This is a genomic window from Winogradskyella pacifica (assembly GCF_013403915.1).
Classification (GTDB): Bacteria; Bacteroidota; Bacteroidia; order Flavobacteriales; family Flavobacteriaceae; genus Winogradskyella; species Winogradskyella pacifica.
In genome coordinates, this window is record NZ_JABFDI010000011.1 from 1 (window position 1) to 15718 (window position 15718).

A 15718-nucleotide genomic window follows, 5' to 3' on the forward strand; every position below is an offset into this window, starting at 1 on the left:
GCACAGTTTAGAGGTGTTAAAAATATAGAATTTTTCCTTTTTAGATTAACAACCATTTTTGCTTAAACACAACTTTTGGTCTTGATCCATGCTCTCTCTCAACAATTTTCAAATTTGTTATATTATATATACTTATAAAACACAAAAAAGCCTCAACATAAATGTTAAGGCTTCTTGTGATCGCACTAGGATTCGAACCTAGGACCGCCTGCTTAGAAGGCAGGTGCTCTATCCAGCTGAGCTATGCGACCATTCCAGAGTAAAACTCTAAAAATTCAATAAAAGTCGGGGTGGCAGGATTCGAACCTGCGGCCTCCACGTCCCAAACGTGGCGCGATAACCGGGCTACGCTACACCCCGAATTGGTTATCATTAATATTACTAACAGTCGCATATGCTGCAGTAAATTTTGCGGAGAGACAGGGATTCGAACCCTGGGTAAGTGTTTCCACCTACGACGATTTAGCAAACCGCTCCTTTCGGCCACTCAGGCACCTCTCCAATAAGCAAAAGAACATTCTCTTTAAATGCGGATGCAAATGTAACTTAACATTTTAAAGAACGCAACAATTTTTTTGAGTTTTTTTAAAAAATTATTGGAATAATTTACATCGCATATTTAAGTGTATATTTATCAGAGAGATATAAGAATTGTGTTGAAATTTCTTATATCTATTTAGTGTTTGTTTTATTAAAGTGACCATTTATAAATTCTAAAGTGTTAAATGTCTAGTTATAAAAAAGATAGAGCGTTTACAGATTACGTGCATAAACATATTGCACTACCTAATATTTATAAACGCATTGATTGGCAAGAGGTTAGGTTAAAAAAGAGCTACGCTAAATTTATTGACATGACGGACGGTATTGATTACATTTTTAGAAATGGAAATGCTATAAAAAGTGTACAAGAACGTTTTAGAGAAGAAAAATATAAAACCTTCAACGATTTTACAATTCGTTATAGACGCGATAAAAATAAACATGAGGATCGTAAAGAATCTGAATATTTTAAAATGAAGGCGCATTATTTTACTTATGGTATTTTAAATTGCTCTAAAAAAGAAGTAAGCAAATCTTCAGAATTTTTGAAATATGCCATTATCGACCTAAAAAAAGTATATGAAAAGTTAGATTCTGGCGCTATATTTATTTCTGATAATGGCCAGAATAAATGTCGAATTATAAATAATAACCGATTAGAATGTCCTGTGAAATATAATTCAGATGGATCGTCCTCATTCTTTCCTGTTGATATTTCATTCTTGGTTAAACTTTGGGGAGGTGATATGGTTGTTGTTCAAGACGGATTTCTGTGACTGAAGAAATGAATACTAACTAGATAATAAAATGATATAAGAATTGCTAATATACTTTAGAGCAAATAATAATAATTTTAGAATCATTACAATCTGTAGTGAAAAAGAGATAGCTATTTCCACCATCCTTAACTTTTAGTTTTTTACGAATATCGCTTACAGAAAGCGGAAAGTTTCGAGTGGTGATGTTTGCTTTCGAGATTTTTTCTTTTGAGAATGTTTTTTTGTTGAATGGTAGGATCTTTTCAATTATAAATCGTCTACCCGGAAAATCTATAAGTGTCTCAGAAGTGTATAAATGCGAGTGTTTGTGTAACTTGTCTACATTAAGAAGCGCACTAACCGAATTAAAACTACCCGATTTTAAAACAGCAGCATTGGGTTCGTATAGATAGGTGAGGGGCTCATTGTAAGTTGCTATGGCTTCAGACTCATTGTTGAAATTAAAATTGAAATCTTGAGATTTATCTTTTTGTAAATTCACTGTTTTTACTAAAACGTTACCGTTATAATTACGCTCTAAGGTCCATAATAACTCTTTAACCTCATTGTTAACGGCCACAACATGAATTTCTTTTACATAATTTAAATCAGAAAGTGTCGCCGATAAATCCAATAATGGCGAGGTTTTAATCATCACATTCTTAGCATATTTTAGAAATAAATCTTGATATGTTTTTATGTTTGGTTCGCAATCTGAAAGTAGAAAGACTTTTTGCTTTGAATCGTCACGACGCGATGGATCCACATAAATCCAATCTAGCGGCGTATTAATGTGTTTTAAAGCTTTGATTCCATTTTCGTTAATGCAGATAATATTAGTAATATTGAGCGCTTCTATGTTGTGTTTTACAAGTTCGGATAATTCAGAATTAATTTCACAATGGGTAACATGGTTTACTTGTTTTGAAAAATAATAAGCATCAACTCCAAATCCTCCTGTGAGGTCAATTAACGAATTTCCAGATACCAAGCTTGCTTTAAATTCAGCAGTTAGTTCTGAAGAGGTTTGTTCAATATTTAACCTGTTAGGGTAGTATATATTTTGTGTTGTAAACCACGTTGGTAGTTTCCTATGGCACCGTTTTTTCGCTTCAATTTGTTCTATGATTAATTTTGAATCTACCGATTCAAAAGGAATACCTTTTAATAATAAAGCAGAAGTGTCTGAATTTATATTGTCGTTTATAAAATCTTGAATTTCGATATTTAGCAGTGTCTTATTCAATTTAAAACTATAGGTTTTTGGTGAACTTCTGAACGATGTTATAATCCGATAAGAACTCTTTTAAAATTACTTTTATTGCTGTGTAAGTCGGTATCGCTACAATCATTCCTACAACACCAAATAAAATGCCTGCTATGATGATTACTAAGAAGATTTCTAACGGATGAGATTTTACACTTTTAGAAAAAATGTAAGGCTGACTAAAGAAATTGTCTACCAATTGTGCAAAAATAAAACCAATCATCACATAGGTGGTTTTTGGTAAAATCACTTCGCTAAAGCTTTCTCCTAAATTGCTAGACATACTTAATAAAAGCATTAAAAATCCACTAACTAATGGCCCAACATAAGGCACAAGATTAAGAAGTGCACATAAAAATGCGATAACAATAGCATTATCAATTCCAAAGACTAGTAAGACAATAGTGTATATTACGAATAAGATTAAAATTTGAAATATAAGACCTACAAAATAACGTGATAGTAAATCTTTAATGGTTGTAATTGAGCGCTTAGAACGCTCTTCGTTTCCGCTGGGAATAAATGTCATTAAACCATCTTCAAACAACTTACTGTCTTTTAAAAAGAAGAATGAAATAAAGAGTACGGAGAACAGTCCGATGCTAAAACTGCCTAAGCCGCTAATAAAGCTATTTAAAAAGTCTGGTATAATAGCAAAATCGAGTTTTGAAAGTAAATGTGAATCTTCTATAGATTGTTCAATATCAATATTGTTAAACTGAAAGTAGGTGATAATTTGATCATAAAGATTTTCAATATTACCTTGTAGTTGTTCAATATTTAATAAGGCTAAATTATGACCTTGCTCAATTATTAATGGTATAAATAATCCTATAAGACCGACTAATATCCCTAGAAGTAAAACCATTGTGGTAACCACAGCAATGGTATTGTTAAATTTTAATCGCTCTCTTAAAAATAGTATAATTGGTCGGCCTATTAATGAAATAACAACAGCAAGAGCGATGTAAACAATAACAGATTGAATTTTAAATAAGAAATATAACACCAAAATTACAGCTAGAACAACCCCTAAAGCTCGTAAAATACCGTTGGCTATGATTTTTGAATTCATGTGTTTGTATTTATTGTTTTAATAGGACACATGTTGTTCGCTATTAATAGTCTGCTTGATTGAAATTGCGTTTAGCAGGCTCGTTTCATGCGATAAATATACTTAAAGATGTTGAGATTAAATGTTTCAATCTAAATAGCATTCAATTGTTTTGTGATTTCATAAAGGGCAATACTAGTAGCTTGGACAACATTCATGCTGCTATTATTTCCAAACATATTAATATGAACGATAGCATCTACTTGTTCTAAAATAGCCTCAGATACTCCAAAATTTTCATCACCTAAAATTAACGCAATGGGTTGGTTGGTTTGAAGTTTAAATTCGGTTATGGGCTGACTGTTTTCTGAAATTTCTAAAGCAATGAGATAGTAGTTATTTGCCTTTAAAGTTTTTACTTGTGTTTCAATAGCGTCTTCTATACTATAATCAACATACTTTTCAGTAGAACGAGACGTCTTTGTCATCCGTTTACCTAATGGAATATCTGACCCACAAAAAATGAGTTTTTCAATACCAAAAGCATCTGCAATTCTGAATAGACTCCCAATATTTGGAGCATTGGTAACATTATCGCAAACTACTGTAATAGGAAATGTTTGTTTTTTGAAATTGGAATTGTAGTGGTTTAACTGGCTCAAAAGTTAGGTTTAAAATTTTATTGAAAGGCTTAATCAATTAATGTGAGTTGCATTTCCGCAATTATATATTGAATGATATGAATGTCCGAAGCAACATGTTATTCCTTTAGGACATTCAGCATGAAAGTTAGATAAGCCAGCGGAGTAGGTATGACTATTTATAGACTCCATAGACTGAAACGTAAAAGCAAGAACTAATAACGCAGCTGCTATTTTATATGGTATTGAAAACTTTTTCATGACTATTTAGTCTTTGTTCTAAGCTCTTTTATCTTTGTTCTAAATAAAAATTAATTCTCAAAAGCATACTTCAGAATGTTAGCACCCATTTTTAGTGCTTTCTCTCTGACATCTTCCGGGTCATTATGTACTTCTTGGTCTTCCCAACCATCTCCTAAATCACTTTCAAGAGTAAATAATAATACCAATCTACTATCTTGAAAAATCCCAAAAGCTTGAGGCGCTTTACCGTCGTGCTCATGGATTTTAGGTAAACCATTTGGAAATTCAAATGCCGAACTAAATATTTTGTGGTCCTTAGGAATTTCGATTAATTCATTGTTTGGAAATACTTTCTTCAGTTCTCTAGTGATGTAAGGTTCCATTCCATAATTGTCATCAATATGAAGAAACCCACCAGAAATGAGATAATTCCTTAAATTTTCAGCATCATCATCACTAAAAAACACATTACCATGACCCGTCATGTGTAAAAAAGGAAACTGAAAAACATCAATACTTCCTGCTTCTACAGTTTGAATACTTTCGTTGATGTTAGTGTCAATATTATCATTACAATACTTTACTAAATTTGGTAAAGCCGTTGGATTACTGTACCAATCGCCTCCTCCTTTATATTTTAGGATGGCGACATCTTGGGAAAACAAGAAGAGGGAAAAGAGAGAAAAGAAAAGAGAAAAAAGTACTTTCATATTATTCATTAGTATATGCCACAGAATGGCAAGCTGCAATAGCGGCCGTTTCTGTTCTTAAGCGTGTCTCACCCAAAGTTACGGGAATAAAATGGTGCTCCAAGGCCATTTCGATTTCTTTAACGCTAAAGTCTCCTTCTGGTCCAATTAAAATGATACAATCTGATGCTGTTTTTAATTGCGATTTTAAAGATTTTTTATCTGTTTCTTCACAATGAGCAATAAAAATCTGATCTGTAAAATCTTGATTCATGAAGTCTTTAAAAGCGACTGGAGCATTTAATTTTGGTAAATAAGATTGCAGCGATTGTTTCATTGCGGACTGAATGATTTTTTCAAAACGTTCGGTCTTCACCACTTTACGTTCGCTATGATCGCAAATGATAGGGGTAATGGTTTCTACACCCATCTCTGTTGCTTTTTCTAAAAACCACTCGTACCTGTCGTTCATTTTTGTTGGAGCAACAGCTAAATGTAAATTATAACCTCTTTTAGGTTGTAGGCTTTTAGAAGTAATAGCAACCGTGCAATGTTTCTGATCTGCGAATGTGATTTCTGCAGTAAACAACCAACCATTTCCATTGGTGATATGCAACGTGTCACCAATAGTTTTGCGTAAAACTTTTGCGATATGCCTGCTTTCATCTTTGTCAAAACTAAAGCTTGTATCGTTTTCAGAAATATTTGGATTGTAAAATAATTGCATTATTCAATATCTTCAGTGAATTTTAAGACTGTAATCTCTTCAATTGGTGTTCTGTTTTCGGTTTTAAGAACTAAATAATATTTTTTATTTTCAACATCGTCGATAGGAAAAACATCTCCGATGTCATGATTTTCATGTATTGCCACAGCATCAAAAGCAAGAGGCATATCACCAGCTTTTATCCATCCGGTATCACCTTTTGTTTTTGCTGTATTTCCAGAAGAGTGGTGCTTTGCTAAATCTTTAAACTTATAGCCTTGTTGGTATAATGCAAAGACCTTCTCTCGTTTTATTTTGGCTTCTTCTTCTGAAGTTTTAAACGCATCGATTATAATAATGTCAAATTTAAAATGATCCACATCAGATTTATCTACAACTTTATAAAAGGTTTTTTTAAAGTCGGTTCTTGTTACTTTTTTTCCACCTTTAGAAAGATTAAACAGGTCGTTGGCTAATCTGGTTTTATGTTTTTCTCTATTATATGTAGATAATTTACCTTGTTTAGGTTTGTTTTCTTTTAAAAACGCCGTTGCTTCCTCTGACGTTGAAATGGAATCGAGTTGTTTTTCAAAAGACTCTTGAGAAAAACTGAATAAAGGAATTAAAAGTAAAAGTGTAAATAAATGCTTCATAATTTAGATTTGAATTTAGTTAGATTTTGGGGTACTGCAAAGCAACTAAATTTTAGGTTATAATTGAAGTAAAGAATGTAAGAATATTAACAGATGTTTTAACAATTTTGAAAAATAAACTCTTTTGTAATGTGCAAAAATCTTGTAGATCTAAAAATGAGACATGAATGATGACTTCTCTCTCCAAGAATTTTATTTTTTCTGAGAATCTCTGTGTACAACTTTTTCACTGAGATACTCAGAAGTAGCGGGATAATAAAAGCTAATTGGTAAATAGTGTTTTTAAGAATATAAACTCAAAAATTAAATTTTCAATCGTGCCGTAGCCATGACATCAAAATCCGAAAAATCTTTCTCTAAATATTTTAAATACCCAACAATAGCAATCATGGCAGCATTATCGGTGGTGTATTCAAACTTTGGAATATAACTCGTCCATCCAAATTTTTGTTCAGCATCTTTAAGTGCTTTTCTAATACCTGAATTCGCTGAAACGCCTCCGCCAATTGCAATATGATTTATGCCAGTTTGCTTCACAGCTAGTTTTAATTTAGCCATTAAAATTCCAACGATAGTATATTGAATAGACGCACAGATATCATTTAAGTTTTCTTCAATAAAATTAGGATTTGCTTTGACTTCGCGTTGTACAAAATAGAGAATGTTCGTTTTTAATCCTGAAAAACTGAAATTCAATCCATCAACTTTTGGTTTGGTAAATTGATACGCTTTCGGGTTTCCGAGTTGCGCACGTCTGTCAATTTCTGGTCCTGCAGGATATCCTAAGCCTAAAACTTTTCCGCTTTTATCATAAGCTTCGCCAACGGCATCATCAATAGTTTCACCTATAACTTCCATGTCAAAATGACTATTCACTTTTACAATCTGCGTGTGTCCACCAGAAATAGTCATGGCTAAAAAAGGGAAAGGTGGTTTTTTATGATCTTTTTCGTCAATAAAATGGGCTAAAATATGGGCTTGCATGTGGTTGACGTCAATCAAAGGAATATCCAACCCGTAAGCCAATGATTTGGCAAAAGAGGTGCCAACTAATAAAGAGCCCATTAACCCTGGGCCTTTAGTGAAAGCTACAGCGCTTAATTGCTCCTTTTTAATTCCAGCTTTTTCTATGGCTTGGTGTACCACTGGTACAATGTTTTGTTGGTGCGCACGCGATGCTAATTCTGGTACAACACCACCATATTCAGCATGTATTTTCTGGTCTGCAACAACATTGCTTAGAATTTGATCGTTACATAGTATTGCTGCGCTCGTGTCATCGCAAGACGACTCAATTCCGAGGATGTAAATATTTTCTTTTTTCATAGTCGATATTGGGCACAATAATTGTTAATTTTACCAGTTAAAGTCCTTTTCCTTATTTAACAACGTATTGTATGGACAAAGGTAATAAGAAATCAGACCAAATGAATTTTAAAATGGTTGATAATAAATTTGAATTATTTTTTCTTTTTAGGATATAAAAAATCTAAGCATAGCCATAGCTACGGTTCTATTTTTTTTAATGAAATAAAAAGGAAAAAGAAACTAATTTAATCGATTATTTTGAAGTTTAATTGGTGTAAAAATTAAATCTCATAAATTCTATCAAACGGATATTCAAAATAATAGGAAAAATAGTAGCAATTATAGTGTTGCTATTTTTTATTTTGTTTCTAGTGTTATCTATTCCAGCTGTGCAAACAAAGTTAGGGAGATATGCTACAGATAGAATTAATAGCGATTTTAAAACTAATATAAATATTGGTCGCGTTGGACTTCAGCTCAATGGGGATATTGAATTGAAAGAAATATTAATTAGAGATTATAAAAAGGATACACTGATCAGTGTTGGGGAGTTAAATAGCTCTATAATTAGCTTTCAAAATTTATTAAATAGCAAACTCAATTTTGGAGATATTGACCTTCAGGATGTTATTTTTAACCTAAAAACGTATAAAGGAGAATCAGATACTAATTTAGATGTCTTTGTGGCAAAGTTTGATGACGATAATCCAAGAGTTGGTCCAAGTGAGTTTTTGTTTTCATCGAGTGATGTTTCCATTGAAAATGGAATATTTAGATTAATTGATGAAAATTTAGAAACACCAGAAATATTTGAATTCACAGAACTCAATGCAAATACCACCAACTTCTTAATTAATGGTCCTGAGGTAAGATCTCGAATTAATAAATTCAGCTTTAGAGATAGTAGAGGTATAGCCGTTAAGAACTTAATGGCAAATTTTGAGTACACTTTAGATCATATGAGTTTTGGTGATCTTAACATTAAGTCAGAAGAATCGGAAATAAAAGGAGACTTAAGATTTGATTACAACCGAGAAGATTTTAAGCATTTTACAGACAAGGTAAATGTGGTCGCAAGCTTTAGAGATTCTGATATTTCACTAACAGAGTTAAATGTGTTTTTTGATGAGTTTGGTACAGACCAACATGCAGCATTTAATGCCGATTTATCAGGGACATTAAACAATCTTGAAGCTAAAAACCTCAATATAAGCACAACGACCAATACCCGAATTATTGGGGATATTACATTTAAAAACCTGTTTAGTAAAGAGGACGATAGTTTTGCTTTACAAGGAAATTTTCAAAATTTAGCGTCGAATTATAGAGACTTAACGGCTTTATTACCAAGACTATTAGGGAACTCTATTCCTAGTGTTATTTCTAAGGTTGGAAATTTTAACATAAAGGGAACATCATTTATTACCGCTAAACGTGTTGAAGCAGATTTAGAAATAGACACAGATTTGGGTTTTATAAAATCTAATTTACTGCTTACAAATATCGATAATATTGATAATGCCAATTATGTAGGAAATATTGTGTTGGATGAATTTAATATCGGTGAGCTCATTAATGATCCACTAGTTAAAAATGCCTCTTTAAATCTTGATGTTGATGGAAAAGGGTTTACAATTAAAAACCTAAGAACAGATGTTAAAGGAGATGTTTTTGTGTTAGACTATAACGGTTATACCTATAGAGATATAAAGCTTTCTGGTGATCTTGGAAATAGTATTTTTAACGGAATTGTAAAAATTGAAGACCTTAATTTACAACTCGATTTTAATGGATTAGCAGATTTTTCTGAAGACCTTAAAAAATTCGACTTTAAAGCCAATGTTGGTTATGCTAACCTTAGTGAATTAAATTTTGTAACACGAGATAGTATTTCAGAATTTAGAGGTTTAGTAACCATGTCTGCAACAGGTACAACTATAGATAATGCCGTTGGTGCCATTAATATTAAGAACACCACCTATAAAAATCAAGATAGTGATTACAGTTTTCAAGATTTTGATATTGTATCTTCTTTTGATAATAATGAAAGAACCTTAGCCATTAATTCACCAGACATTATTAATGGTAAAATTACAGGTCAGTTTAAAACCAAGGATATATTAGGTTTGGTTGAGAATTCTGTGGGAAGTATTTATACCAATTTTGTACCAAATGTTGTAGAAAAAGATCAGTATATCAATTTTAGATTTAACATTTATTCTAAAATCGCAACGGTGTTTTTTAAAGACCTTATTTTAGGTAAAAACACGTTTATTGAAGGACGGATAGAAACCGATGAAAAAGGGTTTGAGCTCACGTTTAATTCGCCAGAAATTAAATTTAAAGATTACTTTGCTAATAATATTAATGTTAGTATTGATAACAGTAATCCTCTATTTAATACGTTTGTGGAAATTGATACTCTTAGTGCTGGCATTTATAACGCTTCTCAATTTAGCCTCATTAACGTTACCAAGAGGGATACTTTATTAATTAAGTCTGAATTTAAAGGAGGAACTAATAATACAGATGACTTTAATCTAAGTCTGTTTTATACTATAGATAAAGCAAATAAATCTGTTGTGGGATTAAGAAAATCTGAAGTAAAGTTTAAAGGATTTGATTGGCTTTTAAATTCAGAAAAGGACACCTTAAATAAAGTGACTTTTGATAGAGATTTTAAAGCTTTTGATATTTTTCCAATACGAATTACACATGAGGATGAAGAAATATTAGTTTCAGGCCAAGTAAAAGACTCTATTAATAAGAACTTCAATGTAGATTTTAAAGATGTGCAATTGGTAAAAATAACACCCCGAATTGACAGTTTGGCTCTAAGAGGTATTGTAAACGGACATCTAGATGTGGTTCAGAATGCAGGCGTTTATTTACCAAAATCTAATGTAGAAGTCAGCGGGTTTTTTGTAAATGATTACGACTTAGGAAATCTTAAAGCCAAAATAGAAGGGAATAATTCTATTACCAATTATAACGTCGATGTTACTTTAGTTAATGATAATTTAAAATCATTAGACGCAAAAGGTACCATAGATGTCGCAGAGAAGAATCCTGTAATTGATTTAAACGTTAAGTTCGAAGAGTTTTTGCTAGATCCTTTAAATCCATTGGGAGAAGGGGTTATTAATAATATAAGAGGTTTGGTTTCTGGTTATGCTAATGTAACCGGAAGCTTAAATAAACCTGCTATTTATGGGGAGCTCTTGCTCGATAGAGCGGGTATGTCCATTCCATATCTCAACGTGGATTATGGTTTTGATTTCGATTCAAAAGTATCACTAAGAGGTCAGCAGTTTATTTTTAATGATGTTTCCATGACGGACTCTAAATACTTTTCTAAAGGAAGTTTAAATGGCTTTATTGCACACAATAACTTTTCAGATTGGAAACTAGGTTTAGAATTAGATACCGACCGACTTTTGGTTTTAAACACAGAAGAATCTGAAGATGAATTATATTATGGTACAGGATTTATTTCAGGAAAAGCAGAAATAAAAGGGCCAACAGATCAACTCACTATTAAAGTTATAAATGGAAGAACCGAAGCAGGAACAGAATTTTTTATACCGCTTAATGATTCTGAAAGTTTTGGTGACAACTCTTTTATTCATTTTTTAAGTCCTGAAGAGAAAGCAGCCAGAATTAAAGGAGAAATCTCAGAGCAAATTGAAGTTAAAGGTTTAGTCTTAGATTTTGATTTAAATGTCAACGAAAACGCAGTTATTGAAATTGTAATAGATAAAGAAGCAGGAAGCACTATAAAAGGACGAGGAGTAGGTGGATTAAACTTTTTAATAAATACCAACGGAACCTTCAACATGTGGGGAGATTTTGTGGTTTACGAAGGGTTTTACAATTTTAAATACGGTGGCTTTGTAGAAAAGAAATTTAAGGTTGAACAAGGAGGAAGTATTGTATGGGAAGGTGATCCTCTAAATGCCGAACTAAACTTAAAAGCGGTTTATGAAGGCAATGCTAATCCTTCCGTTTTATTAGATAATCCTATAAATCAGAGTATCGATGTAGAAGTCGAAATTCATTTAACAGGCAAATTAGAACAACCAGATCCACAGTTCGATTTTAGATTCCCTAATGTGAGTTCAACCGTTAAATCTGAGTTAGATTATAGGTTGTCTTCTAAGGACGAACGCGATAATCAAGCCTTAATATTTTTAGCAACAGGAGGGTTTTCTAGCAGTTTAGGAGGTGCTAACTTCACAGGGACGATTTCAGAACGATTAACAGGAATTGTAAACAACCTTTTTGGTACAAATAATGGAAATTTAGATATCGGTATTGATTTTGAATTAGGCCAAGACACACCAGAATTACAGACTAACAATAAGTTTGGTTTAACACTTCAAACCAAAATAAGTGATAAAATATTAGTAAACGGTAAGGTAGGTGTACCATTTGGAAGTGCTAGCCAAACGGTTATTAGTGGAGATGTTCAAATAGATTTATTGCTAAATGAAGATGGTACATTAAGAGCTAAAGTATTCAATAGAGAAAATAGTATTAGAAACTTTGGTGAAGAAATTGGCTATACACAAGGTGTTGGTTTGTCTTATAATGTAGAGTTTGATTCGTTCAAAGAATTACTTCAAATTATCTTTTCGGGTAAAAACAAAAAAGATAAAAATGAAAGTAAAGAGAAGGAAAAAAAGAAGAACGATGATAATGATTTACTGCCCGCTTATATGACTATGAAGGATAAAAAGACAAAAAACAAATCTTAAACTCCGTAAATTCTTTCATACTTATTAAATACTTATTAACGAAAACGTTTGAATTGTTTTTTCGCTAGTTATTTTATGATAATAGTCACTTTTTTATATATTAAGTTTCTTAATTTTACTGTAAATAATTAAGATAATGCTACAAACAATAAAAAAAATAGGTGTTTTAACCTCTGGAGGAGATGCGCCAGGAATGAACGCTGCAATTAGATCTGTAGTAAGAACTTGTGCTTTTCATGATATAAAATGCTACGGTATTTATAGAGGCTATGAAGGGATGATTGATGGGGATTTTATAGAGATGGATGCACGTAGTGTAAAAGGTATCATTAATAAAGGTGGTACGATTTTAAAATCTGCGAGATCAAAAGAATTTAGAACAAAAGAAGGCCGACAATTAGCTTACGAGCAATTAAAAAAAGCTGGTATTGATGCTTTTGTTGTGATAGGTGGTGATGGTAGTTTTACGGGTGCCATGATATTTAATAAGGAATTTAATTTTCCAGTAATGGGAATTCCAGGTACTATAGATAACGATATCTTTGGTACAACACATACACTTGGTTACGATACAGCTTTAAATACAGTTGTTGAAGTTATCGATAAAATTAGAGACACAGCAAGTTCACATAACAGATTGTTTTTTGTTGAAGTGATGGGAAGAGATGTTGGGCATATTGCTTTAAATGTTGGTATTGCAGGTGGAGCAGAAGAAATTTTAATTCCTGAAGAAGATTTAGGACTAGATAGACTTGTTGAATCTTTAAAACGAAGTAAAAAATCTGGAAAATCATCGAGTATAGTTGTAGTCGCCGAAGGGGATAAAATAGGTAAAAGTGTTTTTGAACTTAAAGATTATGTAGACCAAAATATGGAAGGGTACGATGTTAGAGTTTCTGTACTTGGGCATATGCAACGTGGAGGTCCACCGTCTTGTTTTGATAGGGTTTTTGCAAGTAGAATGGGAGTAAAGGCTGTAGAAAGTTTAATTACAGGCAAAAGTAATTATATGGTTGGTATGAAAAACGACGTCATAGAATTAACACCATTTGATCAAGCTGTAAAAGGAAAATCAAAAATAAACAAGGAACTTTTAAGAGTTTCTGATATAATGTCAATTTAATAACGAATAAAAATTAAAATAAAAATAGAGAAATGGCAAATTTAAAATTAGGAATCAACGGATTCGGTAGAATAGGAAGAATAGTTTTTAGAGCAACAGTAAAACGTAATGACGTTGATGTTGTGGCAATTAATGATTTATTAGATGTAGAGCATTTAGCATATTTATTAAAATATGATTCAGTTCACGGAAGATTTGACGGAACTGTTGAAGTAAAAGATGGACATTTAGTAGTTGACGGAAAAACAATTCGTGTTACAGCAGAAAGAGATCCTAAAAATTTAAAGTGGGATGAAGCAGGCGCAACAGTTGTTGCAGAATGTACAGGTATTTTTACAACTTTAGAAACAGCGCAATACCATATTGATGGTGGTGCTAAAAAAGTAGTAATTTCTGCACCAAGTAAAGATGCACCAATGTTTGTAATGGGTGTAAATGATAATACGCTAAAAGCTAGCGATACTATCGTTTCTAACGCGTCTTGTACAACAAACTGTTTAGCACCTATCGCTAAAGTAATAGAAGATAACTTCGGAATTGAAGAAGCTTTAATGACAACAATTCACGCAGCAACGTCTACACAATTTACAGTAGATGCACCATCACCTAAAAATTACCGTTTAGGACGTTCTGCACTTAATAACATTATTCCAAGTTCTACAGGAGCTGCAAAAGCAGTAGGTAAAGTAATTCCTGAATTAGACGGAAAACTTACAGGTATGGCATTTAGAGTACCAACTGTAGATGTTTCAGTTGTAGATTTAACTGTAAAAACTAAAAAAGACACAACTTTAGCAGAGATTAAAGCAGCAATGAAAAAAGCAGCTGAAGGATCTATGAAAGGTGTTCTAGGATATACTGAAGATGCTGTTGTATCTCAAGATTTTGTAAGTGAAGAAAGAACTAGTGTTTTTGATGCGGATGCTTCAATTGAATTAAATTCTAAATTCTTTAAATTAATCTCTTGGTATGACAATGAATTTGGATATTCAAACAAATTAATTGATTTAGCTCAAAAAGCAAATAGCTTATAAGACCTAGTGTTAATTCAGAAAATTCCGTAGAATTATGAATTATCATAGGCTACGGAATTTTTAATTATATAGATTATTATGATTTTAATTACAGATGGAGGTTCTACAAAATGCGACTGGATTGCTATAGATTCTAATGGCAAACAAGCCGTAGACAAAATAAGAACCAAAGGTTTAAATCCTGCTATTGTAGCAGAAAAAAAACTGAATAAAACAATTCGTAAGAGTAAAGAATTAATGGCTATTGCTAGCGATGTTACACATATTTACTTTTATGGTGCAGGCTGCGGAACAGAGAAACCAACACTGTTATTAAAATCAATTCTTGAATCTTATTTCGTTAACGCAACCGTAGAAGTTAGAGAAGATACCTATGCGGCAGTTAGAGCATGTATTAATTCTAACGATGAAGCTGCTGTAGTTTGTATACTAGGAACAGGTTCTAATTGTAGTTATTATGATGGTAAAGATTTGCACCAACGTGTAAATAGTCTTGGATTTATATTAATGGACGATGCCAGTGGAAACTATTTTGGTAAACAATTAATTAGAGATTACTACTTTAAGAAAATGCCAGATACCATTAGTGTTGCATTTGCTCATAAGCATAATTTAGATGCCGATTTTATTAAATACAATCTTTACAAGCAAACGAATCCAAGTGCGTATTTAGCTGACCATGCCGAATTTATGTTTATCAATAAAGATTCAGAATACATTAGTAATATTATAACTAAAGGTATTCGTCTATTTGCAGAAAACATGATTCTTCAATATAAAGAGGAATTAAAAGCAGGTGCGCCTGTTCATTTTGCAGGTTCTATCGCCTTTTTTGGTCAACAAGAAATTAAGCAAGTAGCTAAAGAATATGGCTTTAAAGTTGGTAATTTTGTGAGACGACCAATTGAAGGCTTAGTAGACTATCACGTGAAAAACTTGTAA

The 15718-nt window shown here is 32.3% G+C and carries 12 protein-coding genes and 3 tRNA genes; 5 read left to right on the forward strand and 10 right to left on the reverse strand.

Annotated elements, in window-relative coordinates:
* Positions 1-177: 177 nt before the first annotated feature.
* The 3 genes from HM984_RS10775 to HM984_RS10785 all read right to left on the reverse strand — a co-directional run bounded on the left by HM984_RS10775 (position 178) and on the right by HM984_RS10785 (position 501).
* Positions 178-251 (reverse strand) — tRNA-Arg (locus tag HM984_RS10775).
* Between the two features lie 34 nt (positions 252-285).
* Positions 286-360: transfer RNA gene (locus HM984_RS10780), tRNA-Pro, on the reverse strand.
* Between the two features lie 52 nt (positions 361-412).
* A tRNA-Ser gene (locus tag HM984_RS10785) sits at positions 413-501 on the reverse strand.
* A 224-nt stretch (positions 502-725) separates the two neighbouring features.
* Here HM984_RS10785 and HM984_RS10790 point away from each other — a divergent pair.
* Positions 726-1319 carry a hypothetical protein gene (locus HM984_RS10790; RefSeq protein WP_179349169.1) on the forward strand — a complete coding sequence of 198 codons (594 nt, stop codon included), beginning with the start codon at positions 726-728 and terminating at the stop codon, positions 1317-1319.
* A 46-nt stretch (positions 1320-1365) separates the two neighbouring features.
* On the opposite strand, the gene HM984_RS10795 is transcribed toward HM984_RS10790, so the two are convergent.
* The 7 genes from HM984_RS10795 to tsaD all read right to left on the reverse strand — a co-directional run bounded on the left by HM984_RS10795 (position 1366) and on the right by tsaD (position 7880).
* A complete protein-coding gene (locus tag HM984_RS10795; RefSeq protein WP_179349170.1) occupies positions 1366-2547 on the reverse strand; it encodes a THUMP-like domain-containing protein in 1182 nt (393 codons plus the stop codon).
* Between the two features lie 7 nt (positions 2548-2554).
* The gene (locus HM984_RS10800) at positions 2555-3643 is read right to left on the reverse strand and encodes an AI-2E family transporter (protein WP_179349171.1); all 1089 of its coding nucleotides are present in this window, start codon (positions 3641-3643) and stop codon (positions 2555-2557) included.
* A 131-nt stretch (positions 3644-3774) separates the two neighbouring features.
* The gene (locus HM984_RS10805) at positions 3775-4284 is read right to left on the reverse strand and encodes a TrmH family RNA methyltransferase (RefSeq protein WP_179349172.1); all 510 of its coding nucleotides are present in this window, start codon (positions 4282-4284) and stop codon (positions 3775-3777) included.
* A 290-nt stretch (positions 4285-4574) separates the two neighbouring features.
* Positions 4575-5216 (reverse strand): DUF4159 domain-containing protein, encoded by a 642-nt coding sequence (locus tag HM984_RS10810; RefSeq protein ID WP_179349173.1) that lies wholly within the window; start codon positions 5214-5216, stop codon positions 4575-4577.
* Position 5217: 1 nt separating this feature from the next.
* A complete protein-coding gene (locus HM984_RS10815) occupies positions 5218-5922 on the reverse strand; it encodes a 16S rRNA (uracil(1498)-N(3))-methyltransferase (protein WP_179349174.1) in 705 nt (234 codons plus the stop codon).
* On the reverse strand, positions 5922-6554 hold the full coding sequence (locus HM984_RS10820; protein ID WP_179349175.1) for a peptidylprolyl isomerase: 633 nt from the start codon (positions 6552-6554) through the stop codon (positions 5922-5924). Before HM984_RS10820 ends, HM984_RS10815 begins: the two co-directional genes overlap by 1 nt.
* Positions 6555-6857: 303 nt before the next feature.
* Positions 6858-7880: a tRNA (adenosine(37)-N6)-threonylcarbamoyltransferase complex transferase subunit TsaD gene (tsaD, locus tag HM984_RS10825; RefSeq protein WP_179349176.1), complete on the reverse strand. Its 1023-nt coding sequence runs from the start codon at positions 7878-7880 to the stop codon at positions 6858-6860.
* 371 nt (positions 7881-8251) lie between these two features.
* Here tsaD and HM984_RS10830 point away from each other — a divergent pair, with 371 nt between their 5' ends.
* The 4 genes from HM984_RS10830 (at position 8252) to HM984_RS10845 (ending at position 15718) form a co-directional block, all read left to right on the forward strand.
* A complete protein-coding gene (locus tag HM984_RS10830; RefSeq protein ID WP_371312380.1) occupies positions 8252-12619 on the forward strand; it encodes a translocation/assembly module TamB domain-containing protein in 4368 nt (1455 codons plus the stop codon).
* Between the two features lie 136 nt (positions 12620-12755).
* Positions 12756-13742 (forward strand): 6-phosphofructokinase, encoded by a 987-nt coding sequence (gene pfkA / locus HM984_RS10835; protein WP_115812450.1) that lies wholly within the window; start codon positions 12756-12758, stop codon positions 13740-13742.
* A 32-nt stretch (positions 13743-13774) separates the two neighbouring features.
* Positions 13775-14776, forward strand: a complete 1002-nt coding sequence (gene gap, locus HM984_RS10840) for a type I glyceraldehyde-3-phosphate dehydrogenase (RefSeq protein WP_115812452.1) — start codon at positions 13775-13777, stop codon at positions 14774-14776.
* 78 nt (positions 14777-14854) lie between these two features.
* The gene (locus HM984_RS10845; RefSeq protein ID WP_115812454.1) at positions 14855-15718 is read left to right on the forward strand and encodes an N-acetylglucosamine kinase; all 864 of its coding nucleotides are present in this window, start codon (positions 14855-14857) and stop codon (positions 15716-15718) included.

Excerpts from the sequence above, each read along its gene's own strand:
- HM984_RS10790 (WP_179349169.1), top strand. The coding sequence starts at position 726 with ATGTCTAGTTATAAAAAAGATAGAGCGTTTACAGATTACGTGCATAAA.
- HM984_RS10800 (WP_179349171.1), bottom strand. The coding sequence starts at position 3,643 with ATGAATTCAAAAATCATAGCCAACGGTATTTTACGAGCTTTAGGGGTT.
- HM984_RS10810 (WP_179349173.1), bottom strand. The coding sequence starts at position 5,216 with ATGAAAGTACTTTTTTCTCTTTTCTTTTCTCTCTTTTCCCTCTTCTTG.
- HM984_RS10815 (WP_179349174.1), bottom strand. The coding sequence starts at position 5,922 with ATGCAATTATTTTACAATCCAAATATTTCTGAAAACGATACAAGCTTT.
- HM984_RS10820 (WP_179349175.1), bottom strand. The coding sequence starts at position 6,554 with ATGAAGCATTTATTTACACTTTTACTTTTAATTCCTTTATTCAGTTTT.
- tsaD (WP_179349176.1), bottom strand. The coding sequence starts at position 7,880 with ATGAAAAAAGAAAATATTTACATCCTCGGAATTGAGTCGTCTTGCGAT.
- pfkA (WP_115812450.1), top strand. The coding sequence starts at position 12,756 with ATGCTACAAACAATAAAAAAAATAGGTGTTTTAACCTCTGGAGGAGAT.
- gap (WP_115812452.1), top strand. The coding sequence starts at position 13,775 with ATGGCAAATTTAAAATTAGGAATCAACGGATTCGGTAGAATAGGAAGA.
- HM984_RS10845 (WP_115812454.1), top strand. The coding sequence starts at position 14,855 with ATGATTTTAATTACAGATGGAGGTTCTACAAAATGCGACTGGATTGCT.